18 protein-coding genes are annotated in these 23910 nt (G+C 73.7%); 7 read left to right on the top strand and 11 right to left on the bottom strand.

The features are described 5' to 3' along the window. Positions 1-111: 111 nt before the first annotated feature. On the bottom strand, positions 112-2793 hold the full coding sequence (locus SCAB_RS38735; protein ID WP_041671210.1) for a LuxR C-terminal-related transcriptional regulator: 2682 nt from the start codon (positions 2791-2793) through the stop codon (positions 112-114). Between the two features lie 337 nt (positions 2794-3130). On the opposite strand from SCAB_RS38735, the gene SCAB_RS38730 reads away from it, so the two are divergent. Beyond that, on the top strand, positions 3131-4264 hold the full coding sequence (locus tag SCAB_RS38730) for a PP2C family protein-serine/threonine phosphatase (protein WP_013005497.1): 1134 nt from the start codon (positions 3131-3133) through the stop codon (positions 4262-4264). Positions 4265-4417: 153 nt separating this feature from the next. Beyond that, the gene (locus tag SCAB_RS38725) at positions 4418-5575 is read left to right on the top strand and encodes a macro domain-containing protein (protein ID WP_041670121.1); all 1158 of its coding nucleotides are present in this window, start codon (positions 4418-4420) and stop codon (positions 5573-5575) included. Positions 5576-5830: 255 nt separating this feature from the next. Here SCAB_RS38725 and SCAB_RS38720 read toward each other — a convergent pair whose 3' ends face one another. Continuing rightward, positions 5831-6514 (bottom strand): RES family NAD+ phosphorylase, encoded by a 684-nt coding sequence (locus SCAB_RS38720; RefSeq protein ID WP_013005495.1) that lies wholly within the window; start codon positions 6512-6514, stop codon positions 5831-5833. Position 6515: 1 nt separating this feature from the next. After that, complete coding sequence (locus SCAB_RS38715) at positions 6516-7247, bottom strand: hypothetical protein (protein WP_013005494.1); 732 nt, start codon at positions 7245-7247, stop codon at positions 6516-6518. 165 nt (positions 7248-7412) lie between these two features. On the opposite strand from SCAB_RS38715, the gene SCAB_RS38710 reads away from it, so the two are divergent. Continuing rightward, positions 7413-12533, top strand: a complete 5121-nt coding sequence (locus SCAB_RS38710) for a CHAT domain-containing protein (RefSeq protein ID WP_013005493.1) — start codon at positions 7413-7415, stop codon at positions 12531-12533. A 46-nt stretch (positions 12534-12579) separates the two neighbouring features. Here the strand turns inward: SCAB_RS38710 and SCAB_RS38705 are convergent, their stop codons facing one another. The 7 genes from SCAB_RS38705 to SCAB_RS38675 form a co-directional block, all read right to left on the bottom strand. After that, the gene (locus SCAB_RS38705) at positions 12580-13167 is read right to left on the bottom strand and encodes a hypothetical protein (RefSeq protein WP_013005492.1); all 588 of its coding nucleotides are present in this window, start codon (positions 13165-13167) and stop codon (positions 12580-12582) included. 28 nt (positions 13168-13195) lie between these two features. Next, complete coding sequence (locus tag SCAB_RS38700) at positions 13196-14764, bottom strand: AAA family ATPase (protein ID WP_013005491.1); 1569 nt, start codon at positions 14762-14764, stop codon at positions 13196-13198. A gap of 20 nt (positions 14765-14784) precedes the next feature. Beyond that, positions 14785-15339, bottom strand: coding sequence for a hypothetical protein (locus tag SCAB_RS38695; protein ID WP_013005490.1), 555 nt, complete (start codon positions 15337-15339; stop codon positions 14785-14787). After that, positions 15336-15671 carry a hypothetical protein gene (locus SCAB_RS38690; RefSeq protein ID WP_013005489.1) on the bottom strand — a complete coding sequence of 112 codons (336 nt, stop codon included), beginning with the start codon at positions 15669-15671 and terminating at the stop codon, positions 15336-15338. Before SCAB_RS38690 ends, SCAB_RS38695 begins: the two co-directional genes overlap by 4 nt. Positions 15672-15692: 21 nt before the next feature. Beyond that, complete coding sequence (locus tag SCAB_RS38685; protein WP_013005488.1) at positions 15693-17477, bottom strand: hypothetical protein; 1785 nt, start codon at positions 17475-17477, stop codon at positions 15693-15695. A 51-nt stretch (positions 17478-17528) separates the two neighbouring features. After that, positions 17529-17996 carry a hypothetical protein gene (locus SCAB_RS38680; protein WP_013005487.1) on the bottom strand — a complete coding sequence of 156 codons (468 nt, stop codon included), beginning with the start codon at positions 17994-17996 and terminating at the stop codon, positions 17529-17531. A 151-nt stretch (positions 17997-18147) separates the two neighbouring features. Then, the gene (locus tag SCAB_RS38675; RefSeq protein WP_013005486.1) at positions 18148-19347 is read right to left on the bottom strand and encodes an FUSC family protein; all 1200 of its coding nucleotides are present in this window, start codon (positions 19345-19347) and stop codon (positions 18148-18150) included. Positions 19348-19618: 271 nt separating this feature from the next. Here SCAB_RS38675 and SCAB_RS38670 point away from each other — a divergent pair, with 271 nt between their 5' ends. Both SCAB_RS38670 and SCAB_RS38665 read left to right on the top strand, forming a co-directional pair. Beyond that, positions 19619-20305, top strand: a complete 687-nt coding sequence (locus SCAB_RS38670) for an ANTAR domain-containing protein (RefSeq protein WP_106437342.1) — start codon at positions 19619-19621, stop codon at positions 20303-20305. A gap of 326 nt (positions 20306-20631) precedes the next feature. Continuing rightward, complete coding sequence (locus SCAB_RS38665) at positions 20632-21396, top strand: GAF and ANTAR domain-containing protein (protein WP_041671207.1); 765 nt, start codon at positions 20632-20634, stop codon at positions 21394-21396. A 120-nt stretch (positions 21397-21516) separates the two neighbouring features. Here the strand turns inward: SCAB_RS38665 and SCAB_RS38660 are convergent, their stop codons facing one another. Next, entirely contained in the window at positions 21517-21864 is a 348-nt protein-coding gene (locus SCAB_RS38660) for a helix-turn-helix transcriptional regulator (protein ID WP_013005483.1), read from the bottom strand. Between the two features lie 133 nt (positions 21865-21997). Between SCAB_RS38660 and SCAB_RS38655 the strand changes: the two genes are divergently transcribed. Next, positions 21998-22804, top strand: coding sequence for an ANTAR domain-containing protein (locus tag SCAB_RS38655; RefSeq protein ID WP_013005482.1), 807 nt, complete (start codon positions 21998-22000; stop codon positions 22802-22804). Positions 22805-22908: 104 nt separating this feature from the next. Further along, entirely contained in the window at positions 22909-23793 is an 885-nt protein-coding gene (locus tag SCAB_RS38650) for an SDR family oxidoreductase (RefSeq protein WP_013005481.1), read from the top strand. Positions 23794-23910: the final 117 nt, after the last annotated feature.

The raw sequence follows: 23910 nt of genomic DNA, 5'->3' as shown, positions 1-23910 counted from the left end.
GCGGCAGCGCAGGAAGGGGCCTTCGCCTGTTCCGCCGGGCCACGTGTCAGTCATACCTCTGCCCGTGGGGCACCGCACGCCATGGTCCGGCGGTGGGCGGTGTCGACGGGGTCACAGCAGGTGGAGTTCGCGGGCGCGGCGTACGGCGTCGTTGCGGCGGTTGACCGCCAGTTTCCGGAAGACGCTCTTGAGGTGCGTCTTGACGGTGTTCACCGACACGCACAGGTCGGCGGCGATCTCCTCGGTGGACATCATCCGGTCCAGCCCCCGCAGCACGTCACGCTCGCGCCCGCTCAGGTCCTCCACGACCGGTGGCCGGTCCTCGGGGCCGGGCGTCCCGGTGTGCGGCGCGGGCCCGGGGGTGAGCCAGCCTGCCGCGAGCCCTCGCAGCGGTGCGGTGTCGAGGACGGGCCGGAGCCATCCGCCGGCCTCGGCGAAGGGACGGCGCAGCCGCTCGCGCCGGGCCTCGTGGAGGGCCTGGGCGACCAGCCGGCGCACCGCGGCCGTGTCCCCGACCGCGTGCGCGGCCTCCGCGCGGACCAGCAGGGCCCGCACGGTCACCGCGGGGCCCGTGCGGGTCTCGGCCGGCACCGCGTCCAGCACGTCGAGAGCGGCGCGGGGCGTGCCCGCGGCCAGCCGGGCGCGCGCCTCTCCCACCGCGCAGACCGGCTGGTGCCCGGGCACGTCGTGCAGCAGTGCGGCGGCCTCCTCGGGCCGGCCCCGGGCGAGGTGGGCGGCGGAGGCGACCAGGGCCGTGTGCCCTCGCGCCCAGGGTGAGGCCACGTCGGCGGTGACGGCCGGTTCGGTCGCCGCCAGGGCGCCCCGGGTGTCGCCGCGCGCGAGCAGCAGGCGGCCGGTGGCGATGGCCCGGCCGGCCTCCGTCACCGGGTCCCGCAGCGGGGAACGGTCGTCCGCGACCGCGTCGAGATGGGCGCGGGCCAGCCGCAGCTCGTCCCGGTCGACGGCGACGGCGGCCAGGACCAGATGGGCGATGCCGAAGGCGGACGGCTGGGGCAGGCTGTACCGCTCGGAGAGGGTCAGCGCCGCGTTGGCCCGGCGTTCGGCCCTGCCGGGCCAGCCGTTCAGGTAGTCGATGAGGGCCAGCAGGCCGAGGCAGTCCTCGCGCGCCAGTGCCGTCGACGCGTCCCCGGAGCCCTCGGTGACCAGGGACAGCGCGGCACGCGCCTCCTCGAAGCGCCCGGCCCACAGACGCGTCGACCCCAGGTGGGTCAGGAGCAGGGCGGTGAGTTCGGGGTGCGCGTCCAGCAGGTGGGCCGGGACCTGCTCCCGCAGCCGCTCGGCCGTCCCGGCCACCAGCTCCGCCCGGCCCGGCGAGCCGGTCAGCCGGGCCGCGAGCGCCTCCAGCAGCAGACAGCTCAGCCGGGCCGCCGCCGGGCCGGGCTCGTCCTCCGCCCGGTCCTCGTCCTCCGCGAGATCCCGCTCCGCGTGCCGCAGATGGCTCAGGCCCCGGTCGAGTTCGCACCGGGACAGCTCACGGGCCGCCCGTACGAGGTGGGCGGCCGGGCTCCGCGCCTCGGGGCCCATACGGGAGAACAGCGCGGTCAGGTCGTCGGAGCGCAGTCCCGTGAACAGCTGACCGAGGGCGAGGTCGTCGACGAGGGCGCCGGCGGTGAAGTCCCAGTCGCCCGCGGCGGCCCCGTGGCCGAGCGCCTCGTCGAGCAGTCCCGAGCGGCGGAGCCAGTCGGCGGCACGCCGGTGGAGCACGGGTTCCAGACCGGGCAGGCGCATCCGCAGATGGGCGCGGAGGATCTCGCCGAAGAGCGGGTGGAGGCGGTACCAGGTGTGCCCGAGATCCTCCACGAACGCGTTGCCGCGGTGCAGCTCCGCCAGGATCCCGGCGGCGTCACCGCGTTCCGTCAGCGCGTCCGCGAGTTCGGGGCGGATGCGTTCCAGGACGCTGACCCGTAGAAGGAGGTCCTGCGTCTCGGGGGGCTGCCGTTCGAGGACCTCGGCGAGCAGGAAGTCCGCGACGGCGGTGCGCTCGACCTCGAACCGCTTCAGATACATCTCCGGGTCGGGGTTCTCCCGGGCGGCCAGCGCGCACAGCCGCAGACCGGCCGCCCACCCCCGGGTGCGTTCCACCAGTGCCTCCGCGACCGGTACGGGCAGCCGCAGGCCGTGCAGGCCCAGCAGGACGGACGCCTCCTCGGGTGTGAAGGCCAGCTCGGCGTTCCTGATCTCGGTGAGGTCACCGGCCGTCCGGTGGCGGTGCAGCGGCAGCAGCGGTTCGGTGCGGGTGACGAGGACCAGGCGCACGCCGCCCGCCGCGTGATGGAGGACGAACTCCAGCTGGTCCGCGATCTCGGGGTCGGCCACCCGGTCGAACTCGTCGAGCACGAGGATCACGGGCCGTTCCCGGGCGCCCAGCTCCGCGGCGAGCCGCGTCAGCAGCGTCCGGTCGGCCCGGCCCGCGTCGGCCGGGCAGCCGATCTCGGGCGACAGGGGGACGCCGGCGGAGCGGAGCGTCTGCAGGACGTACGCCCAGAACATGCCGGGGCCCTGGTCGCCGGCCTCGGTGGTGAGCCAGGCGACCGGCGGCTCCTGCCGTGCGGCCCAGTCGGCGACCAGCAGGGTCTTGCCGGCGCCGGCGGCGCCGTTGACCACGGTCAGCGGTGTGGTCAGGGCCCGGTCGAGGCGGTCGACCAGACGGGCCCGCCTGAGGAAGGTGCCGGGGCGGGCCGGTACGGCGAACCGGGTCCGCAGGTAGGGGTCGCCCCGGGGGTCGGCGCACGGAAGCAGGCGCCCCGAACCGCTCTCCCCGGACCCTGCCATGGTTTCCACCACCACCTGGCCGTCAGAATGTGGGCAGTGCTCCACGTCCAGCAACAGCATCCCAGTGTTCCTCCGCGCCCGCGCGCCGCGTCGTCCGAGGGCGTGGGGGGCCTGCACCGCACGGCATCTCGCCGCACCACGCCGTACGCCGGCTCACCCGCGCCGGCCGCCTCCATGGCGTACGCCCCCGAGTGGGATCCGGGCGGCGCCCCGGCCGCCGGTCCGCCCGGGCGCCCGGCCCGGAGGGCCCTGCCGGGCCGGACCGGCGGGGCGCCTCCCCCGCGCGACCCGGCCCGGCTTACCGTACGGGGAGATCACGATCTGCCCGGGAGTCCCCATGGCCGGTAGCCGCCGGAAGAGGTCCGCCGAGGCCGTCGATGCCTTCGAGGCCATCGAGCCGCCCCGCAACGCCGAACTCGTCCTCGGCGTCCTGGCCGTGACGGCCCTGGTGGAGGCCCTCGGCGTGCTGTCCGGGTCCGAGGTGTGGCTGCTCGGACTGCTGGTGTTCCTGCCGGGGACGGCGTCGGCGCTGTGCACCGTTCGCCAGACGGCGTTCGTCGCCGCGTGGACCACCCTCGTCGTCACCGCCACGGCCGTGGTGCGCAACGTCGACGCGGACCGCTGGCTGGACCGTCTCCTGCTGGTGCTGCTCACCCTGACCCTGGGCGCCGCCTCGGTGTACGCCTGTCACCGCCGGATCGGACGCGAGGCGGAGATGTTCCGGCTGCGCTCCACGGCCGCGGCCATGCAGCGGCACATCCTGCACCCCCTCCCCCTGCTCACCGACGACGTCCTGGTCAACGGCGTGTACGAACCCCTGCAGGAGGACCGTCTCGTCGGCGGCGACATCTACGACGTCGTCGCCTCGCCCTGGGGGACCCGAGTGCTGATCGGTGACGTCCAGGGCAAGGGCCTGGCCGCCGTGGGCGCCGCGTTCGCCGTCATCGGCACCTTCCGTGAGGCGGCCCACCGCGAGCCCACGCTCACCGCGCTCGCCGACGCCCTCGACGCGGCCGTGGTCCGCCACAACTCCTACGCCGAGAACACGGGCGACGACGAGCGCTTCGTGACCGCTCTCGTCATCGGCGTCGACGCGCTGACGGAGGAGGCCCAGGCGGTCAACTGCGGGCACGTCCCCCCGCACGTGATGCACGAAGGGAGGGTGACCACGGCCGAGCTGGACTCCGGTGTCCCGCTCGGGCTGGCCGAGCTGGCGGTCGAACCCACCACCGTGGGCTGGTTCCCGTTCCCGGACGGCGCGACGCTGCTGCTGAGCACCGACGGCCTCACCGAGACCCGCGCCGCCGACGGCACGTTCTACCCGGTCGACGAACGCCTCGCGGAGCACCTCGACCTCTCCCCCACCGACCTGCCCCGGGCCCTGTACGAGGACGCACGGGCGTACGCGGGCAGCGGCGGCCGGCACGACGACGTCGCCGTCCTGACGGTCCGCCGGTCCCCCCGCCACTGAACGCGCACCGACGTGGTTCTCCGCAGGCCACGACGGACGGACGTGGACGTACGACGTCACCCTGACCTCGTCGGCGGGCGAATAGTCGTACCGTTTTCTCCCGATCGTCCCAAACCGCTTGCCGGGTGCGGGCCCTCTGCCCATCCTTGAGCGGTGATTGATGAGCAGGCGCACACCGGACCGGACCTCCCGACGACACTGCACAGGCTGGTCGACGAACTGGGCCGGGTCCGGGCGCTGGGGCTGCTGCGGCTGCACGAGGCACGGCTGGAGACGCTGGCGGCGTACATCGCGGACCGGTCCCCGGGTGCGGAGCCGTCCGCACCCGGCGGCCGCGCGGAGCCGGAGGCGGTGGAGCGCCTGCTGCACGCCGTACTGCTGGGCCTGGAAGGGGAGTTGCTGCGGGACGCGGCCCTGCACTCGTTCGGTTTCGCCCCCGGCACCCGCGATCTGTCGGGCAAGGAGCGCCGGGCGCGGGCGGCCCATGTCTACGGGGTGGGGGCGGAGCGGTTCCGCAAGCACCAGGAGAAGCTGATGCTCCAGCAGGTGGCCCGCGCGGTCCTGAACTTCGAGGGCCACCGGGCCGGGCCCGCCCCGGAGTCCCGGGAGAACGTCCGGGAGAGCGCCGCGGACGGCGACGTCGTCCCCGTCCGCGCGGGACGCCATGTGTTACGGACCGCGTTCCCCCACGGGGACGTCCTGCTCACCCTGCATGTGGCGCCCATCGAGCTGGTGACGGGCGTGGACGTGCTGGTGTCCTCGGAGAACATCTACTTCGAGATGTCGAAGACGTTCCGGCGGACGGTCTCCGGCAGCCTGCGGCGGGCGGGGGCCACGAAGGACGCCGTCGGACGGATCACGGACGATGTGATAGCCCGTCAACTCGCCGACTGGGTGCGGAACTTCGGAGTGCCCGGGCTCCCGGTGACGGCGGGTACGGTCGCCGTGACCTCGCCGGGGGCGCTGGCCGCGCAGGGGGTGCGGCGCATCCTGCACGCGGCGGTCGCCACGCCCTCGGCGGCGGGCGACGGGTACGAGACCGCGCCCGCGGCCGTCGCGACCGCCGTCCGGCGCGTGTTCCAGCTGGCGGCGGCCGAGCGGCGTGCGGGCCGCGCGCCGCTGCGGTCCGTCGCGCTCCCTCTGCTCGGGGCGGGCCGGGGCGGCCTCGACGCACGGACCAGCGCCGAGACCGTCGTCGGAACGCTGGAGCAGGTGCTGCGGGCCGACCCCGACTGGTCGGTGCATCTGGTGACCCGTAATCCGCTCAGTGCGCGCGCGGTGATCGACGTACTGCGCGACCGGCGGCCCTGATATTCCTCAAATGTACGACGGGGCGGGGACGGAAGAGCACGGTATTCGAATTCGCTCGCCCCGTGGAACTCGAATACCGCGCTTTCCTACTGCCGCATTCCCCCGTGCTTTTCCGCGGCCTTTCGACCAGAAGTATGCACGAGTGGCGTCCGGGATCGGAACCCGTTCCACCGATCTCCGGCGAGAATCCGGAAAGCTACCGGTTCCCGCCCGGAAAAAGTCCGGCCGGACCCCCGTGAGTGCGCGGAGGCAGGGTCAGGACCCGATGCCCGGCAACCGGTCCACCGACCCGATCTCGACGTGGTACTCCTCCAGGGTCCCGGCCAGCCAGCGCAGGCCGTCCTCGTCGTCGAGGACCCTCGCAGGCTCCTCGGTCACCGTGAGCAGGTCGCTCTCGGCCGTGGAGCCGAACAGGACCAGGGACTCGTGGGGGCCGTCCAGACGCGAGCGCCAGACGAACCCGTCCGCCCACTCGGCCTCGGCGCGCAGCCAGTGCCCCCAGCGCCGGGTGAACGCGTACTCCGTCGGGTCGGACTCCACGAGCCACCAGTCGCTCTGCTGGACCGCGTTGAGGTGGAGGATGCTGCACAGGGAGACCAGTTCGACGTCGCGGGTGAGCCTGACCTGGGACAGCAGCCTGCCCTCCAGTTCCTTCCGCAGCAGGATCCGGGAGTTGCCGAGGCCGTCGAAGCGCAGGGTGCGGACGAACCTCTCGATGATCGCGGTCTCGGGCCTGGGGGCCGCGTACAGGTACGCGTAGGAATCGTTCGGGGTGCTGTCGAAGCGGCCGCCGCCGAAGTGATGGTCCTGCGGCTCCGGGTTGAAGCGGTCCGCCGCGCGGCGCCGCGAGTGCACCCGGTAGAACACCTCGCCCGCCCTGCGCACCGTCCTGCGGGCGTCGGCCGCGCCCTTCTCGGGAAGTTTCGCTCCACGGGCCATGTCAGTAGTCCTCCCCCACCACGCTCGCGGCGGCGAGCAGTTGATCGTCCAGCCCCGCGCCGAGCAGGGCCGCCGGCACGGCCTCCAGCCACGGATTGGGCCCGAGCCACCAGTCGGCCACCCCCCAGGGGTCGGCCGCCGCGCCCAGCATCGTGTTGATGGCGAGCACCAGGGACCGCGGCCGGCCCTCCCCGTCGAACTGGAACGCGGGCAGCCGCTCGGGACCCTGGGACGCGCGCAGCCGGATCAGTTCGGGATGCTCGGCCGCGGCCCCGAAGATCTCCGTCAGGTCCGTGTCCGTCAGGGCGGGCTCGGCCAGCAGCCGGTCACGGGCCGAGGCCCACCGCACCCCGGGGGCGGGCGCGGGCCCGGCGGGAGAAGCGGTCGCGTACGAGCCGGTCCGGGCGCCTGCGGACGGGCCGCCCGCACCACCTGTACCGCCCGTGCCTCCCGGCGCGAAGCGTTCCAGCAGGACGTCGTGCGGGGGCCGTCGGGTGAGCGACGAGGAGGTGTACCGCCGGCCCACCGCGCTCCCCTCGTCGTCCGGCAGCGCCGCGCGCAGATGGGCGGCGACGGCCCGCGCGATCCCCCGTGACCGCTGCTCGCCGCCGCCCTCGGCGACGAGGTCGAGCAGTACGTCGAGCTGTTCCCGGTCCGCCGGGGAGAGTTTTTCCCGGATCGACTGCGGTTCCGACACGAGCGCCGCGATGAGTTGCTGCTCGTAATCATCCATGCGTTCCCCTCCTCCGATCCGTAATACGGATTACGGCCGTACGCTAGTGAGCTACGATCCCCTTGGCAATTCAGATGCCGGTACGGGGACATTCCCCGGCGCGGGCGGGGGGTTTTCGTGTACACCGGGAATCAGGGTTTCGATGATCAGTCCGATGAATCCGGGATGACAGATCGTTTCGCTCGGATCGACGTGGTCGTACAACTCCTCGAAGCCGCCGAGGACGCCCTCGGTCAGGAGGACGGGGGGTACGTCGTGAACCTCGTCGACGACGTGGAGCGGATGCTGGCGGAGCTGTCCGGCGCCCCCGCCGGGCCGTCCGAACGGCGTCTGCTGCTCGGTCTGTCCGCCGACGCGTCCCGGATCCGCTACGCCCACGGACAGGCACTCCGGCATCTCGACGACACCATCGCACGGCTGGACACCGTCCACGCGTTGACCGTCGAGGCGTTCACGTCCCCCGGGCCGGAGGGTCCGCCCGACCCCCGTGACCTGGTGCTGGTCCGCCGCGAACTCGCCCTCGACCTCGCGGAACGCTGGCGCACGGGCGAGGACGCCCCCCGGCGGTCGGCCGACGCCGACCGGGTCGTCGACCTCCTCGGCCCGATCCTCGACGGACCGGACGCGCGGTGCCTGCCGGATCCCGCCCAGTGCCGCGCGGTGCTGGGCCTGGTCCTCTCGGACCGCTGCCGGTGCGCCGAACACGACAGCCCCGAACGGCTCGCGGACCGCCGCGCGGCCGTGGGACATCTGCGGTCGGCGCACGACAGCGAGGACCTCGACGCGGACCTGCGCCCCGCGGTCGCCTTCGACCTCGCGTTACTGTCCTACCTCGAACTCGGCGACCGCCACCGCACGTCCGGCGGCCCGGCCGAAACCCCGGACCCCGCACCGGAGTTCGTCGCCCTGCTGACGGTCCTGCGGCCCCTGCTGGCCGACCCCGGGCCGGCCGGCGCCGACGCGGCCGAGCTGGGCGCGGACGTGTGCGACGCGCTCACGCAGGCCGGCACCGGCCGGGCGGGCCGGGCGGCGGCCGTGGAGTGGTACCGGACGGCTCTCGCCCATCCCGCACTGCCCGAGGAGGCCGCCCACCGGATCGCGACGAACCTGGGGCTCGCCCTCGCGGAGCGCTCCGAAGTCAACCGTGCGGTGCCTCATCCCGGCGACCCCGCACCGGCCGTCGACCGCGCCGAGGCGCTGGCCCTGTGGGAGAAGGCGCGGACCCGGCTCTCCCGCGCCGCGGACCCCGGCCGTCCCGGGGCGGACCCGGGGGCCGTCGCGGAGGCCCGGGCGGACCTGGTGGCCTGTCTGGCGGGGATCGTCGACCTGCTCTGGATCGAACTGTCGGACCAGCTGCTGGACGAGGACGGCATCGGCCTCCTCACCGTCCGGGCCCGTGAACTCGCCGCCCTCATCGGCCCGGACGACACCGACCGGGCCGAGCTGGTGCTGAAGACCGCGATCGTCCTGACCCGGCGGGTGATCGACCGCGGCACACCCAACGCGTACGACCTCAGCAACAACGCCCTCCTCACGGGCGCGGCCGATCCGTCGCTGGCCCTGGACCGTACGGTGCCGCGCATCGTGACGGACCTCCGCGAGGCCATCGACCTGCTGCGTACCGGCACGGGTCTCTACCACCACCAGGACGAACTCCACCTGGGCGCCCAGTGTCTGCTGGGCGTCGCGCTGCTCCTCGACTTCGCCTGCGCGCTGCCGCAGGTCCGGCACGCGTCCCTGCGCGAGGCCCTGCGCGTGTTGCGCGTGGTGCTGGAACGGGCGCCCGCCGACAGCGAGTTCCGCGACGAGAACCTCAACGGGTCGTTCCTGACGGCCATGCTGTACCGCGTCTGGTACACCGACCCGTTCGCCGTTCCCCAGGGACCGGGCGGGCCGCCCCTTCCGGACGTCAGCGGGTTCCCCACCGTCGAGGACGATCTGCACCTGCTGGCCGGGCTGCTGGACCCGGCCACCCTGGAACGGGAACCGCACTTCGTCTTCGTCTCCGTCATGGTGGACTTCCTGCGGTCACCGGACGGATCGCCCTCCGCGGCCGACTGCCGTGCGTGGACGGGCCAGTTGCTGCGGGCCGCCCCACGGCTGGAACCCGAGGCGTGGGCGCTCCGGGCGACGATGCTGGCGGTCGCCGGCACGCTCGGGCTCGTCCTCGTCACGCGGGGCGAGGCGACCGGCGAGGAACGGACCGCCGCCCTGACGGCGCTGCGGCAGGCCCGGGACGCGCTGCCGCCGGGCTCGGCGATGCGCGAGCGCGTCGAGGAGGCACTGCGGCAAGGAGCGGTGGCCGATTTCCGGGCGCTGCTGGGCACCTTCTTCCCGGCCGCGCACCGTGGCCGGCCGGCCGAGCCGCCGCGGCCCCGGCCGCAGGAGCCCGCCCCCGCCGATCCACCGGACGACGAGAGCACTCTCGCCCCGCCCACGATCGACCCCTCCGCGACGATCCTGCTCGGGGACGGCTCGCCCGACCCGTTCGCCGTACCCCTCGGCAGGGTCGCCGAGATCCTTTCCGGTGCCCCCGAGCCGGCGAGTCCCGTCGAGGCCGCCGCGCGCGCCCTGGCGCACCACCGCCGCTGGCTGCGGGAACGCGACGGGCAGGACCTGACCCGGGCCATCGCCCTCGTCCGGCACGCCCTCGGCGTCCTCGGCCGCACGGCACCGGACGGCGTACGTCCGGCGGACACCGCCTCCCCTGACCTCGCCGACCGGTGCGCCGAGTTCCTGGCCCGTCTTCTCCTCGACCGGCATGTGCTGCTCGGCGACCACGCCGATCTCGACGCCGCCGTCCACGAGTACGACCTGCTGTTGGACCGCACGCCGGACCGGCTCACCCGGCCGCCGCTGCACACCGTGCTGGCACGGGCGGGCGACCCCCGGGTTCCCCCGCACCTGTTCCGCGCCGGGGAACCGGCGGAGCCCGCTCCCTTCCGGGCCGAACTGCTGGCCGGCGCCGGACCGGCGTGGCTGCTGCTCGCGCGGTCCCGGCGGCGGCACTCCACGACGCTCGCCGACGACGCCGTACGGGCCTGGGAGGAGGCCCGGCACGCTCTGCCCCCGGACCATCAGAGCGGGCCGGCCGTCCGGGCCGAACTGGCCGCGCACGGCCTGCGGCAGGCACGGGAGGCGGGCGACACGGCGGCCGTCCGGGCCTGCGTCGACGCCCTCGTCGAGGCCGCGGCCGCCTGCCCGGCGGACAGTCCGCACCGCCCCGCGCTGTGCCTGCGCGCGGCGGCGGCCCTGGCACGGCCGGGTGACACCGACGGCGGACCGGCCGACGGCGCCGCCGCCGGACCGGACCGGGCCGACGCCCTCGGCCGGGGCATCGCCCTGCTGCGGGACGCGGCGGAACGGGGTCCCCACGAGTTCCACGGGTCGCGCGGGCGCTGCCTGTACGGGCTGGGCAGTCTCCTGCTGGCCCGGCATCTGGTCACCGGGCGGCGCGAGGACCTGACGGAGTCGGTCGGCGTGCTGCGGGAGGCGTGGGCTGTGCTCAACGCGAGCCCCGGCGACCCGTTCGCGATCGCGCTGATCCGGACCATCGCCCTCGCCCATCGCGCCTTCGGCCCCGGGGACGCCCGTCATCGGCGGCAGTCACGGGAGACGGCCCGGTCGGCGCTGACCGGCTACGGCCGCTCCGTCCTGCTGCAGTCGGGCGCGGACCACGGGCTGGAGGCCGCGCGGGCGATCGCGCCCGACATGCTGCGACTGGTGCGCTGGAGTCTCGCCGACGGCCTGCCCGAGTCGGCCTTCGAGGCGCTCGAACTCGGCCGCGGGCTGGTGCTCAACGCCGCGACGATGAACGTCACCGTCCCCGATCTGCTCCGGGGAGCCGGCCGGCCCGCGCTGGCCGACGCATGGGTACGAGCGGCCGCCGACGGCGGCGGGCGGCTCGGAGAGGTGCCGGACGACCTGCGGGGCCGGGTGCTGGAGGCACTGGCGGGCAGCGCCGCCGAGAAGCGGCTCCTGTCCGCGCCGAGCCCGGCCGTGCTCGGCCGGACCCTGCGCCGACTGGGGAGCGACGTGCTGGCCTACCTCGTCCCCGGCGAGGACGGGGCGCCCGGCCACGCGGTCCTCGTCACGGCGACCGGGGTGGTCGGCTCCCTGCGGCTGCCGAAGCTGACCTCCGTGTCCGCCGGGCCGGTCGGCGCGTACGCCGCGTCCCTGGAGGCATTCCAGAGGGCGGGCCGGCTGGACCCCCCGGCCCCGCACCACCCGCTGGTCATGCACGAGCTGCACCGCAAGCGTCTGCTGCGGCTGGAGAAGGAGTGGCGGCAGGCGCTGCAGCGGCTGTGCGCGTGGGCGGGCGAGGCCGCGATGGCGCCGCTCCTGGCGGCGGCCGACACCTGGTGGCCGGGCCGGGCCCCACGCGTCGTCCTCGCGCCCGTGGGTCCCCTCGGCATCGTCCCCTGGCACGCGGCGCTCTGTCCGGCGCCCGGTCGCGGCGGGGCCGGCGGACGGGCCGCGGAGGACGGCGGGCACGCGTGCGAGCGGGCCGTCATCTCCTACTGTGCCAGCGCCCGTCAGCTCATCGAGGTGGCCGCCCGCCCCACCGCCGTCCTGGGCGGGGGCGCCGTGGCCGTCGTCGTGGACCCGGACGGTTCGGCGACGATGCACCGGGAGGCGGCGCTCGTCGCCGCCCTCCATCCGGAGGTCACCGTGATCGGCGGCACGGGAGAGGACGCCGGCGCCGTAGGAGCCCCCGGACCCGGCCGGTCGGCGCCGCTGCCGCCCGAACCCCGTTCGCTGGAACGCTTCCTGCCGGGCCGGGGCTCCGCGCCGACGGCCCTCCTGCACGTCAACTGTCACGCGGACACCGGCCCGACCTCGAACGACTCCGTCCTCAAACTGGACGCCACGCACACGGTGTCGGTGCAGGATCTGCTGACCGGCGCCGCCGGCCGTGATCCGGGAATGCCCGGCGGCACGGTCCTGCTCGCCAACTGCACCAGCGACCTGACCCTGAGCGACCACGACGAGGCGCTCACCCTGGCCACGGCCTTCCTGGGCGTGGGCGCCACGGCGGTCGTCGGTTCCCGCTGGGCCGTCGCCGACGACCCCCGGACCACGCTGCTGGTACTGCTCGTCCACCACCACATGAAGCGGGGCGTGCCGCCGAGGGACGCCCTGCGTGCGGCGCAGTTGTGGATGCTGGACCCGGGCCGGGTCCTGCCCGCCGAGCTGGCCGCGTGCGCGCCGCTGGTCGCGGACACCGCGCACGGTCCGCTGGACGAGCTGGAGGTCTGGGCGTCGTTCACCCATCACGGCCAGTGAGCCGCCCGTCGTCACCAGGCCTTGCGTGCCGCACGGTCGGGGTCCGTCACGGGCCGGGTTCGTCGACTCCCAGATCACGGCGCATGGTGTGCCGCATGTCCGAGAGCAGCGTCCACGCCGACCGCAGCTGCGGTTCGAACGCCGCCAGTGCCGTGGCGTCGGCGGCAGGGCCGGCGAGGGCCTTCTTCAGCGTGCCGTAACCGCTGTTGAGCTGTCGGCCGGCGGTGCCCGCGGCGGCGAGCACGGCCGCCGGCACGATCATCTGGGCCTCGGCGTAGCTTTCCCGGTGGGCGTCGCGGCGCTCGTCCAGCTGATGCAGACACTCCTCGACGCCCGTGCCCTCCTTGAGCGCGTGCCACAGGTTGACCTGGGCGGTCTGGTACTGCCGGGCGGCGGTGTTGAGCGCGATGTAGCAGGCGCGTCGCAGGTCGAGCAGTTCGCGTCCGCGGGCCGCCGACAGCTCGGCCCGGCGCACGTGTTCGCCGTGGGCACGTTCTTCGCCCTGCTGCCGGGCCAGGGCCTGGAGTTCCAGGCGCTTGGTGCGGTCGGCCCGGCTCTGCGTCAGCAGCGCCGCGCCCAGTGTGCCCACGACTCCGACGGCGGCGACCGCCAGCGCCGCCCAGGTGTCCCCCACCCCGTGCCCCCTCGGCTGTCCGTGTCGGTCAGGTGTCCCCGAGGACGACCACCCGGCGGGGCGTGCCCGCGCCGGCCGGGGCGGTGGGGGCGGCGGACCGGCCGGCGGGCACGGCGCGTTCCCGGCCCCAGGCCCGGATCTCCTCGATCTGCTCGGGGTTGCTGCGGCTGAGGGGTGCGGTGTTGGCGAAGGTGTCCTCGACGAACGCGGGGTTCAGCCGGTCGGCCCCGCCGCCCAGGAGGACCTCGGCGCCGACGTCGTGGAGGGCCGACTCGATGTCGGAGCCGGCGAAGCCCTCGGAGAGTTCCACCAGGCGGTCGAGCAGGTCCGGGTGGGGTTCGGCCTTGACGTAGCGCCGGTAGTAGAGGGTGATGATCTCCCTGCGGTCCTGGTCGTCGGGCAGGTCCACGAAGAACAGTTCGTCGAAGCGCCCCTTGCGCAGCAGTTCGGGGGGCAGGCCGCGGACGTCGTTGGCGGTGGCCACCACGAAGACGCGGGAGTCCGACTCCTGCAGCCAGAACAGGAACTGTCCGATGATGCGCTGCTGGACGCCGGTGCTGTCGTGGGCGCCGGCCAGTCCCTTCTCGATCTCGTCAATCCACAGGATGCACGGCGCGACCCGGTCGGCGGCGTCGAGCGCCTCCCGCATCCGTCCCTCGGACTCTCCCAGGTAGCGGCCGTGGATGCTGGCCATGTCCAGCCGGTAGAGCGGGAGTTGCCACTGCTGAGCGATGGCCTTGGCCGACAGTGACTTGCCGCAGCCGGGGACGCCGACGAGCAGGACACCGCGCGGCGGGCGCAGTTGGGTGCCTCGCAGGTCGGTGTGGATGAGCCGGTGTTTGCGCTCCAGCCAGCCGCGCAGGCTGGTGAGGCCGCCGACGGAGTAGTCGGCGTCCTTGCGGGCGACGCGTTCCAGTCCGGCGAGGTTGTTGAAGATGCGGTCCTTGGAGCTGGCGAGGGCCAGCACGTCGGCTGCTTCCACCGACCCCTTGGCGATGAGGGTGGCCAGGAGGTTCACCGCCTCGCCCTCGGTGACTCCCTGGAGGAACTCGGCGGCCCTGCGGGCGTCGTGCTCGGTCCAGGCGATGGCGACCACGCCCCGGTGGTCGCCGAGGAAGCCGCTGATGGTCGCGTACATCTCGTCGGCGTTCGGCAGGTCCAGCTGCAGGCTCATGCCCAGGCGTTGCAGACCGCTCCAGATGGGGTTGTCGGTGATGAGGACGACGCATCCGGCGTGGGCGTCGGCGATCCGGGCGAGTTCGGCGACGTTACGGGTGAAGGGAGTGTCGGATTCCAGCTCCCCGGGGTCGACCAGGACGAGCGTGGCCTGCGGGCGGGCGGCGAACTGGGCGGCGGCGAAGTCCATGGCTCCGGTCAGCGACCGGTCCTCCAGGACGGCCGCTCCGGACCGCAGGTCGCGCAGGCCGGTGGCCCTGGTGTGGATCCAGAACTGCTGGGAGGCGCGCCTGGGCTGGCTCGCGACCTCTTTCAGCATGCGCAGGGCGCGGGCCTGTTCGATGGTGCGCAGCCCGACGACGGGCACCCGTGCGGTGAGGTAGTTGTCCAGGTCGCGCTTGCTGTCGGAGTAGTTCGGCATGCTGGTTCTCCGTGGTGGCGTCAGTCGGGCGTGACGATGCGACGTCCGCCGGTCGGCTCGTACCAGCCGACGGGGGGCGGTGCGGACGGCCCGGACAGCACCGCGGTGAGGGGGTTGTCGCGCAGGGTACGGCGCCGGGTCTCGACGGCGTGGGGGTCCGCGCCCTCCGCGAGCAGTGCCTGCACGCCCCGCTCGAGTTCGTCCTGGAGGCGGCGGGTGTGGTCGTCCATGAGTCCGGCCATGCGCCGGCGGAAGTCGGCGGGCAGGCTGGTGTGGGTGATGACGGAGCGGACGGAGCGCAGGACGTCGCGGCCCCGGGTGAGGGCCCGTCCGACGGAGAACTCGTCCGCGGCGTCGTTCACCTCGCGGACCATCAGGTCGAGCCCGTCCTGCAGCCGCCGGTCGACGGCGGCGGCGATGCGGGTCAGCAGCCGTTGCCAGGTGTCGGCCGGGAGGCTGTCGGGGGACAGCGGCGGCAGGTGCAGGGGGTCGGGCTGTTCGCCCTCGGCCCAGCGCTCCAGGGTCCGCGCCCAGATCTGGTAGTCGCTGCCGCCTCCCCACCGGGTGCTGTTCACAGGTCTCCCGACGGCCGGCGTACGAGCTGTTCCCCGGGTGGCAGGGGGTCCCAGGCGGGGAGGTCGGTGACGGTCCGCCGCAGCCGCCGGGTGACGGGGTCCGCCGCGGGCCGGTCCGGCGGGCGCGGCGGGTCCGAGGCCCAGGGGACGGGCGCGGTGGGCGGTGCGGGCGGGACGGGTCCCGAGGGAGCATCGGAGTCGCGCTGATCGGGTACGGCGGGAGGCTGCTGCGGTCTGGGGGGCGCCGCGAACGGCCGCAGGTGTTCCGGGATCTCGGGCCGCAGCCAGGGGGGTGTGGAGTCCGGGGTGAAGGGGAGGTCGTCGTCGCTCATGGTCGTTTCCTCTCGGCCGGCTCAGTCGCCGGCGCCGACGACGCGGCCCTCGAAGGGGGAGGGGGCGCCGGTCGCGGTGTTCAGGGAGGCGATGAACGTGCGGGCCTCGGCCTCCACGAAGTCGGCCGCCCAGTACTGCTGTTGCCAGTCGGTGAGTTCGGCGTGGGCGCCCCTGAGCCGTCCGATGGCCTCCGTCATGTGCCGGCTGAGCAGTTCCCGGGCCTGTTCCTGGGCGGTGCGCGCGGCGTCGGCGCGGTTGTGCAGGACGATGCCCCAGATGCCTCCGACGGCGAGGGCCGCGATGAGCGCGAATCCGACGTGGACGCCGAGGAAGACCACGAGGATCGCGGTGACCGCGGCGCCGAGGAGGGCGAGGGAGGACCGGTAGTCGTAGGCCAGGGACTTGACGTACATGTCCACGTAGCCGCTCCAGTGCCGGGTCAGGGACGCCTCCAGGTCCGGCAGGTCGTCGGTGAGCGGCTTGGTCCAGGTGGTGAGCTTGAAGCGCTGGGTGCCCTGGCCGATGCCGTAGGTGTTGCGCAGCGAGATCTCGATCCTGGGCGGCACGGCGGCCCGGTAGTCGCGGCTGAATCCGGCGTGCGCCTGCGCGAACCACTCCTGGCAGGACGCGACGGCGACCCGCTGCGCCGCGGGTGAGGCGCCCACGGCCTCGGGGTCGAGGGCCGCGACCGACTGCACGCTCAGGTAGTTGCGGGTCTCCTCCAGCGCCTCGGAGCGCATGTCCGCTTCCCTGCGCGCGGCCTCCTCGTCGCCGTCGTGACGCACGATGGCCTGGTTGAGCATCAGTTCGCGCTGGAGGGGGAGTTCCTCCTCGTCCGAGTTGCGAACCAGGTTGTCGAGGATGTCGTCGACGGTGTCCTCCAGGTTGTGGGCCGGGAGGATCTCGCTCTCCATGAGGGTGCGGAAGCGGCTCAGCAGCGCCTCGTGCGCGCGGGCGCGGGCGAGGACGTCGTCGAGCGCAGCCCACTGGGGGCACACCTCGGTCAGACGGGGGAAGTCGGCGGCGGCCGACGGGGCGCGCAGGGAGTCGATCTCCTGCCGCCAGCGTCCCGCCTGGGCCGCGCGTACGGCGTCGTCGTCGAGCAGGCGCTTGCGCCACTCCTCCAGTGTCCGGGTGAGGAGTTGGCGGCCCGGGGGTCCGAAGGCGCCCTGGGAGACACATTCCAGGATGACCTGGAACTCCCGGCCGAGCACACGGGGGTCCTGTCCCTCCAGGTAGTGCCGCAGCCAGCGCAGGGAGGCGTCCTGGCGGCCCTGTCTGCGGAGGATCAGTGCGAAGAAGAGGGAGGTCTTCGACGTGGAGCGCCGGAACGCCTCCTCGACAGCCCGTGCGCACAGCGCCTCGTCGTCACCGGCCCAGGCGGCCAGTCCGACCAGGGCGGGGGCGAGCCAGTAGCGCGGCGTCTGGATCATCAGCTCCTCGCTGACCTGCCGGACCGTCTCCTCCTGGACGAGGCCGGTGTCGAACGCCTGGAGGATGCCGGTCGCGGTCCGGCGGACCACCTTGTGGTGCCCGTACTTGTGCTCGACCTCGTCGTTGATGCGGACGATCCGGGTCTCGGCACGCTGGGCGGCGGCGATGCGCTCGGTTCTCCCGACGAACTCCAGGAACTTGTCGTAGAGGACCTCCAGGCGGTCCTTGGTCTGCGCCTGGACGGCCTTGACGTCGCGGACCTCGCCGTCCACCTGCTCGATCTGGCCGCCGAGCGAGCGGACGGAGCGTTGCAGTTGGCGCTCCAGGTTGTCGATGCTCCTGACGATGGGGCCGAGGTTGATCTCGCTCACGCGGGTCTCCGTTCCGTGCCGTGTCGTTCTCGTGAAGCGCAATCCGTCGGCTCAGGGCCGGACGACACCGCCGTCGGGCAGCACGGGCAGGACCAGCCCGTCCGCGTACACCTCGACGAACGCGTACGCGTCCGAACGGGCCAGCATCCGGGCGGCGTCGAACGGCTGCGGCATGGTGTCGTGTGCCGTGCAGTGGCCCAGGATGCGTCCGTCGAGGCCGAGTCGGTGGTCCACGTAGGGGGAACCGAGCAGGCACCGCGCGACGAAGCCCACCGGGACCGGCGCCCCTCGGCAGGTGTACTGCTCGCACAGCCACGCGGCGATGTCCCGGACGGCGTCGTCGTCCACCGCGGCGTCCAACCGCCGCAGTCCCCCGAGGAGTTCCGGAGTGCGGGCGGCGAACATCTGCCGACTGTCCACGGGGCCGGGCGTCGGCGGCGCGGTGATCCGCGCGGCTCCGGGCACGACGGACGTGCCCGGCGGCACGACGATGCGGCGAGGCCGCTCAACGGATCCCATGGATGCCCCCTGCTGACATGGACCGACCTGCGTCTCTTCGGTGACGCGCTGTATCCGAAGGGTATTGACGCCCCATCCGCAGCGCCTAAGTTGAGCGGTATCAATCGACAATGACCGTTTACTACCCGGATAAGTACCGGATAACGACCGGCTACCGCCCCGGCGCTCGCCCGTCCGTCCGGCCGGTGCCCGGGTGGGGGTCCTGGACGAGCTGGTCGGCCAGGCGATGGGCCTGGGCCAGCAGCGTTCCGTAGGTCACGAGCGCGTCGGGGTCGTCGTCGACGGCGCCCGGCAGCCGTCGGCGGAACTCGTCGAGCGTGCGCCGGAGTTCGTCCGCCGCATCCCGCAACTCCGTTGCGGCGGGCCCGTCGTGATCGCCCGGGCCGAAGCGGGTGCGGCCGTACAGCCGGACGGCGTGTGCGGTGCGGCGCAGGAAGTCCGCGTAGGGGCGGGCGAGCACGTCGTCCAACCGGGCCGCCCTGCCCTCGTCCACGGTCTCCCACACCGTGCGCGTCACGCCCGCGGTGTGGACGGCCACCTGGTCGAGCACGACCAGCGCGTCGGCGTACGCCTCTCCCGGGGCGGCGACACCGTGCCTGCGACGGCCCCGGGGGTTGACGCGCATGCTCTCCCGGCTCCAGTCGATCGCCGACCTCGCCTGCTCGACCAGGCGGCCCAGGCGCAGCGCGCGTTCGTGCCACTCCCCCGCGTGGTGCCCGTTCCACTCGCCTGCGGCCAGCCCGTCCGCGACGGCGTCCAGGATCTCCCCGGCCTCGCGGGCGGCGTCCCGCAGCGCGGCGGCGGTGTCGCGCAGGTACACGGGCGGCCGCACCAGCGCGTTGACCGCGACACCGACCAGTGCGCCGAAGACCGCCTCCGCGACGCGGGCCGCCGAGGCGGCGACGGTGACCTGACCGCCGGTCAGCACGAAGAGGGCGCCGGTGGCGGCGTACACGCCCTGGCTGCCCAGCCGCTGCCACTGGCCCAGCAGCAGCACGGTCGGCAGGACCAGGGCCATCGTGACCAGCGTGGTGTCCAGCACCAGCGCCACCCCCGTGGCCAGCACCGTGCCCACCGCGATCGCCGCGAGTTGCTGCAGTCCGTGCGCGAGCGACCGGTAGACCGTCGACTCCACCAGGACGACCGCCACCCACGGCGCCACGAACGCCATCGGTGCGCCGAGCCACCAGCCCGCCACCGCCCACGCCACCCAGGCGGCCAGTGCCGCCTTCCCGGCCTGCGCCACCAGATCCCGTTCCCGGCCCGGCTCCGTCCAGGCCAGCCGCAGCGTCGTCACGACGGCCGCGCCGCGCCTGCGTGTCTCCCGTACCGTCCTGTCGGTCCACTCCATGCTCCACCAAGTGCCACATCCACGGCGGGACGCACCCCCGAACCGCGACGTCCCGACCTGCGGACACCTCGCGCCGGTGGATGCGGCCCCGCGGCGCGACACCGGACGGTGGCTTGGCCCCGGCCGAAGGGGGCAGACGAAGGCGGGCGGGCAACGACGGTACGCATCCGCCGACGTTCCGGGGAGGGCGCTGTCATGTGCGGCTTCCCGCGGGCGCGCGTGCGAGGCTGGGACCGAGGGTGGTCAGGGCGACGGGGAGACGGAGGACGGCGTGGACTGGGATCGATTCGCCCGGCAGATGGCGTCGATGGCGCGGGATCTGCTGGCACAGCCGTCGGTCGACGCCACGCTGGAGCGGATCACCGCCTCGGCCACCGAACTGGTGGCGGGCTGTGACGCGGCCGGCATCCTCGTGCTGCACGACTCGACCGTGGAGTCGCTGGCCGCCACGGAACAGCTGGTGGTCGACAGCGATCGGCTGCAGGAGCGGCTGCGGGAGGGGCCGTGCTTCGACGCCGCCCACACTTCGACGGGGGAACGCGTCTTCCGCATCCACGACCTCTCCACCGAGCAGCCGCGCTGGCCCGCCTACGCCCCGGCCGCACACCGGCTCGGTGTCGGCAGCATGATGGGGTTTCTGCTGTTCACCGAGGACGAGGACCTGGGCGCCCTCAACCTCTACTCCCGCGCGTCCGGCGCGTTCACCGAGGTCAGCGAACTGGCGGGCTGGCTGCTCGCCTCTCATGCCGCGGTCGCCTTCTCCAGCGCCCGCACACACGCCCAGATGGAGCGGGCCGTGGCCACCCGGCACCTCATCGGCGAGGCCATGGGCATCCTGATGGGCAGTCTCCACGTCAGCGAGGACGAGGCGTTCGACGTGCTGCGCCGCTACTCGCAGGAGAACAACATAAAGCTCCGCGAGGTGGCCCGGCGTATCTGTGAGCGGGGCGCACCCTAGGCGGTCACGGGGGACGGCTCCTCCGGCACGTTGTCTGAACCAGAGAAGCCTGACCGGGCCGGCCCCCAGGGGAACGTCGCCGAATCCGGTCTGCCCACCAAGTCCCCCCGCCCCGCCTCCCCACACCTGCTCGCTTCGACGGATCCGGCCGTGGAAGGGCCCCGCTCGGGCGTTTCCCGTGGCGCGCGGCGGAAACCCAGTGACCATGGTGTCCTCGACCGTCAGGACACCGGGACCGGGAGGCGGCGGGCACTCCGTCGCGTCCGGGCCCGGTCCCGAGATCGGTAGGACCGTTTCCGGGTGACGACGCCAGGGAGGTGATGGTCATGGCCGACGACGAACTGCTGGGCGGCCCGGACGCCGATCAGGGTACGGACCCGGAGCGCGCCCGTATCGCCCATGAACTCGTCGCCGCGGTGCGCGGGCTGTCTCCGCCCGAGATGCCCGCCGCGCTCTGCCGCACCTGCGTCACGCTGCTCCCCATGGCCACGGGACTGTCCGTGTCGGTCCTGGGGGACGGCTCGGAGCTGGGCGTGGTGCTGTGCGCCAGCGACGGCGTCGCCGCACGGCTGGCGGAAGTGCAGTACACCCTCGGCGAGGGCCCCTGCATGGAGGCGGTCCGCCTGCGCGCACCCGTGTGCGCGACCGATCTGACCAGGGTGCCGGACACCCGTCGCTGGCCCCTGTTCTCCGTACAGGCGGCCCGGGCGGGCGCGGAGGCGGTGTTCTCGCTGCCGCTGACCGGGGCCGGAAGCGCCCTGGGCACCCTCGACCTGTACCGGGACGCGCCCGGCAGGCCGAGCCGCGGCGAGGTCCGTACGGCGCTGCTGGTCGCCGACGCCGTCACCCTGGCGGTGATCGCGCTGGACCACGCTTCTCCCGCCCCCGAAGGGGTCGTGACGTGGCTGGCAGGAGCGGAGTCGGACAGAGAGGAAGTGCACCAGGCCACCGGAATGATCATGGTGCGGCTCGGGGTGAGCGCCGAGGAGGCGCTGCTGCGGGTACGGGCGCGGGCCTTCGCCGAGGGCCGTACCTCCGTCGAGATCGCCCGGGCGATCATCGACCGGACCCTGGACCTCCGGGATGACTGAGCGGCCGAGCCACCACCACAGCGCCGGGGACGCGAGCATGAACCGCGAGCCGCAGCCGGCGCAGGCCCCTTCGTCGCCCTGTCGGACACCTGCGCCGACGGCCCCCGCCCCGTGGCGTACTCACGCCTCTTTCGGTGGACGGCCGTCGCCGAGCGGCCCCGTCCGGTGCGCCTCGACCCGGGCGAGCAGCGCCAGCAGCGAGGCCACCGTGAGGCCGGCCTCGGCGGGATGGCGCAGTTCGGTGTCCGACCGGATCTGGTAGGTGTTGCCGCGCCCCTGACGGGTGTGCGACAGGAAGCCGCTCTGTTCGAGATCGGCGATGATCTTCTGGACGGCACGCTCGGTGAGCCGGCAGCGGGCGGCGATGTCACGTACACGTACGGTCCGGTCCTCGGCGATGGCGGCCAGCACCCGTGCGTGGTTCGTGATGAACGTCCATCCCGCGTGCGCTTCCGGTACTCCTGCCATGCACGTCATCATACGCCTGCCAGTTCGCGCACCTGAATACCTGAATCCGAGTTCCTGTATCTCTTGACGTGTGTTCCCGCGAGAGTGACGCTGGTAGCTGAGAACCCGCGGAAGCGTCCGGAGGAGAGGAACCATGTCGGAGCCCGCGCCCCTCGCGGAGTCGGCAAGCACCGGGACTCCCGGCTGCGCGCCGACGGACGGGCCGGCCGACGGGCGGCCGTCACCGACGCTCAGCCTGCGCAGCCGTCCTCACGGCCACCGGGTCCTCGTCACGGTCCGCGGTGACCTGGAGCTCGGCACGGACGACCAGTTGCGGCGCGGTCTGCGTGACTCGCTCGCCCGCTCGGCCGAGGGCATCGACCTGGACCTCGCCGGCGTCGGCTTCTGCGACTGCTCCGGACTCAACGCTCTGCTCAGCATCCGCCAGGAGGCCATGGAGCACGCGAAGACCGCCACCATCCGCAGCATCAGCCCCGCGGCCCAGCGGGTGTTCTCGCTCACCGACACCCTGTCCCTGTTCAGCCCTCCGGGCCCTCCGGAGGGCCCGGACACGGACGGCGTGGACGCGTACGGCGTGGACGCGGCGGACTTGCATCCCGCGGCGGACGGCCGTCGTGGTACGGGCGTGACGACCTCCCCCCATCGGGGGCCGGACCCCAGGGTGGAGGTCGTGCAGTTGCGGCGGGCGCTGGAGACCCGCGACACCATCGACCTGGCCCGGGGCATCCTCATGGCCGCCTTCGCCCTGAGTCCGGTGGAGGCCTGGAACGCCCTGGTCAGGACCTCCCAGAACACCAACACCAAGCTGCACCGGACGGCCCGCCAGCTCGTGGAATCGTGCACGGGCGCCCCCGTTCCCCCGTGCACGCGCGAACAGCTGTCCGCCGCCGTCACCGAGGTCGTCGCCGAGCGCACCGAGCGGGCCCCCTCCGCGGACTGACCCCGGCGCCCCCTCGTTACGCCCGGCGACGTCGGGTACCCGGACGACGCAGACATCGCGCACCCCCGTCCGGAGACCCCGGGAACCGAGGAAGGACCGTCCTCATGAGCGACGACCAGCGGCAGAACCCGGTCGAACGGCACCCCCGGCCGGACTTCCCGCAGCAGGATCAGCCGCATCCCGGATGGACCGGCGCCATGGACCCGCCCCCGGACCACGGGGAGGAGTCCTACCAGGGCAGCGGACTGCTGGAGGACCGCAAGGCGGTTTTGACGGGCGGTGATTCCGGGATCGGCCGCGCGGTGGCGCTGGCATACGCCCGGGAGGGCGCGGACGTCCTGTTCACCCATCTGCCGGAGGAGGCCGAGGACGCCCGGGAGACGTCCCGGCTCGTCGAGGAAGCCGGGCGGAAGGCGATCGCCGTCCCCTGCGACATCCGCGACGAGGAGCAGTGCCGTGCCCTGGTCGACCGGGCGGTTGCCGAGTTCGGCAGGATCGACGTGCTGATCAACAACGCCGCCTACCAGATGTCACAGCCGGACGGCATCGGGGCCATCTCCACCGAGCAGTTCGACCGGGTCGTACGGACGAACCTCTACGGCATGTTCTGGCTGTGCAGGGCGGCCCTGCCGCACATCCCGCCGGGCGGGTCGATCATCAACACCACGTCCGTGCAGGCGTACAAGCCGAGCCCGCACCTCCTCGACTACGCCATGACCAAGGGCGCGATCGTCACGTTCACGCAGGGGCTGGCGCAGATGGTGGCCACGGACGGCGTCCGGGTGAACGCGGTGGCACCGGGACCCGTGTGGACCCCGCTGATCCCGGCGACGCTTCCCGACGCACAGGAGTTCGGCAAGCAGGCACCGCTGGGGCGGCCGGCCCAGCCCGCCGAGATGGCGCCCGCCTATGTGTTCCTGGCCTCCGAGCGGGCGAGTTTCATCACGGCGGAGATCCTCAACGCCACCGGCGGAACACCCCTGCCCTGAACACCCGTCACGGCCTCCCCCGCACGCCGGTACCCGGCCACGAGGAGCGGTCCTGCCGAGCGCGCGGCGGCGCCGTTTACGCACTCGGCCGACGGGAACCCGTGCCGCACGAAGCGA

This window comes from Streptomyces scabiei 87.22 (assembly GCF_000091305.1).
GTDB classification, from domain to species: Bacteria; Actinomycetota; Actinomycetes; order Streptomycetales; family Streptomycetaceae; genus Streptomyces; species Streptomyces scabiei.
This window is presented reverse-complemented; position numbering and strand designations above follow the sequence as displayed.

Coding starts and splice junctions, on each gene's coding strand:
- SCAB_RS38680 (WP_013005487.1), bottom strand. CDS start 17,996: ATGGGATCCGTTGAGCGGCCTCGCCGCATCGTCGTGCCGCCGGGCACG.
- SCAB_RS38700 (WP_013005491.1), bottom strand. CDS start 14,764: ATGCCGAACTACTCCGACAGCAAGCGCGACCTGGACAACTACCTCACC.
- SCAB_RS38715 (WP_013005494.1), bottom strand. CDS start 7,247: ATGGATGATTACGAGCAGCAACTCATCGCGGCGCTCGTGTCGGAACCG.
- SCAB_RS38650 (WP_013005481.1), top strand. CDS start 22,909: ATGAGCGACGACCAGCGGCAGAACCCGGTCGAACGGCACCCCCGGCCG.
- SCAB_RS38660 (WP_013005483.1), bottom strand. CDS start 21,864: ATGGCAGGAGTACCGGAAGCGCACGCGGGATGGACGTTCATCACGAAC.
- SCAB_RS38730 (WP_013005497.1), top strand. CDS start 3,131: ATGGCCGGTAGCCGCCGGAAGAGGTCCGCCGAGGCCGTCGATGCCTTC.
- SCAB_RS38720 (WP_013005495.1), bottom strand. CDS start 6,514: ATGGCCCGTGGAGCGAAACTTCCCGAGAAGGGCGCGGCCGACGCCCGC.
- SCAB_RS38655 (WP_013005482.1), top strand. CDS start 21,998: ATGTCGGAGCCCGCGCCCCTCGCGGAGTCGGCAAGCACCGGGACTCCC.
- SCAB_RS38710 (WP_013005493.1), top strand. CDS start 7,413: ATGACAGATCGTTTCGCTCGGATCGACGTGGTCGTACAACTCCTCGAA.
- SCAB_RS38735 (WP_041671210.1), bottom strand. CDS start 2,793: ATGGCAGGGTCCGGGGAGAGCGGTTCGGGGCGCCTGCTTCCGTGCGCC.
- SCAB_RS38690 (WP_013005489.1), bottom strand. CDS start 15,671: ATGAGCGACGACGACCTCCCCTTCACCCCGGACTCCACACCCCCCTGG.
- SCAB_RS38665 (WP_041671207.1), top strand. CDS start 20,632: ATGGCCGACGACGAACTGCTGGGCGGCCCGGACGCCGATCAGGGTACG.
- SCAB_RS38675 (WP_013005486.1), bottom strand. CDS start 19,347: ATGGAGTGGACCGACAGGACGGTACGGGAGACACGCAGGCGCGGCGCG.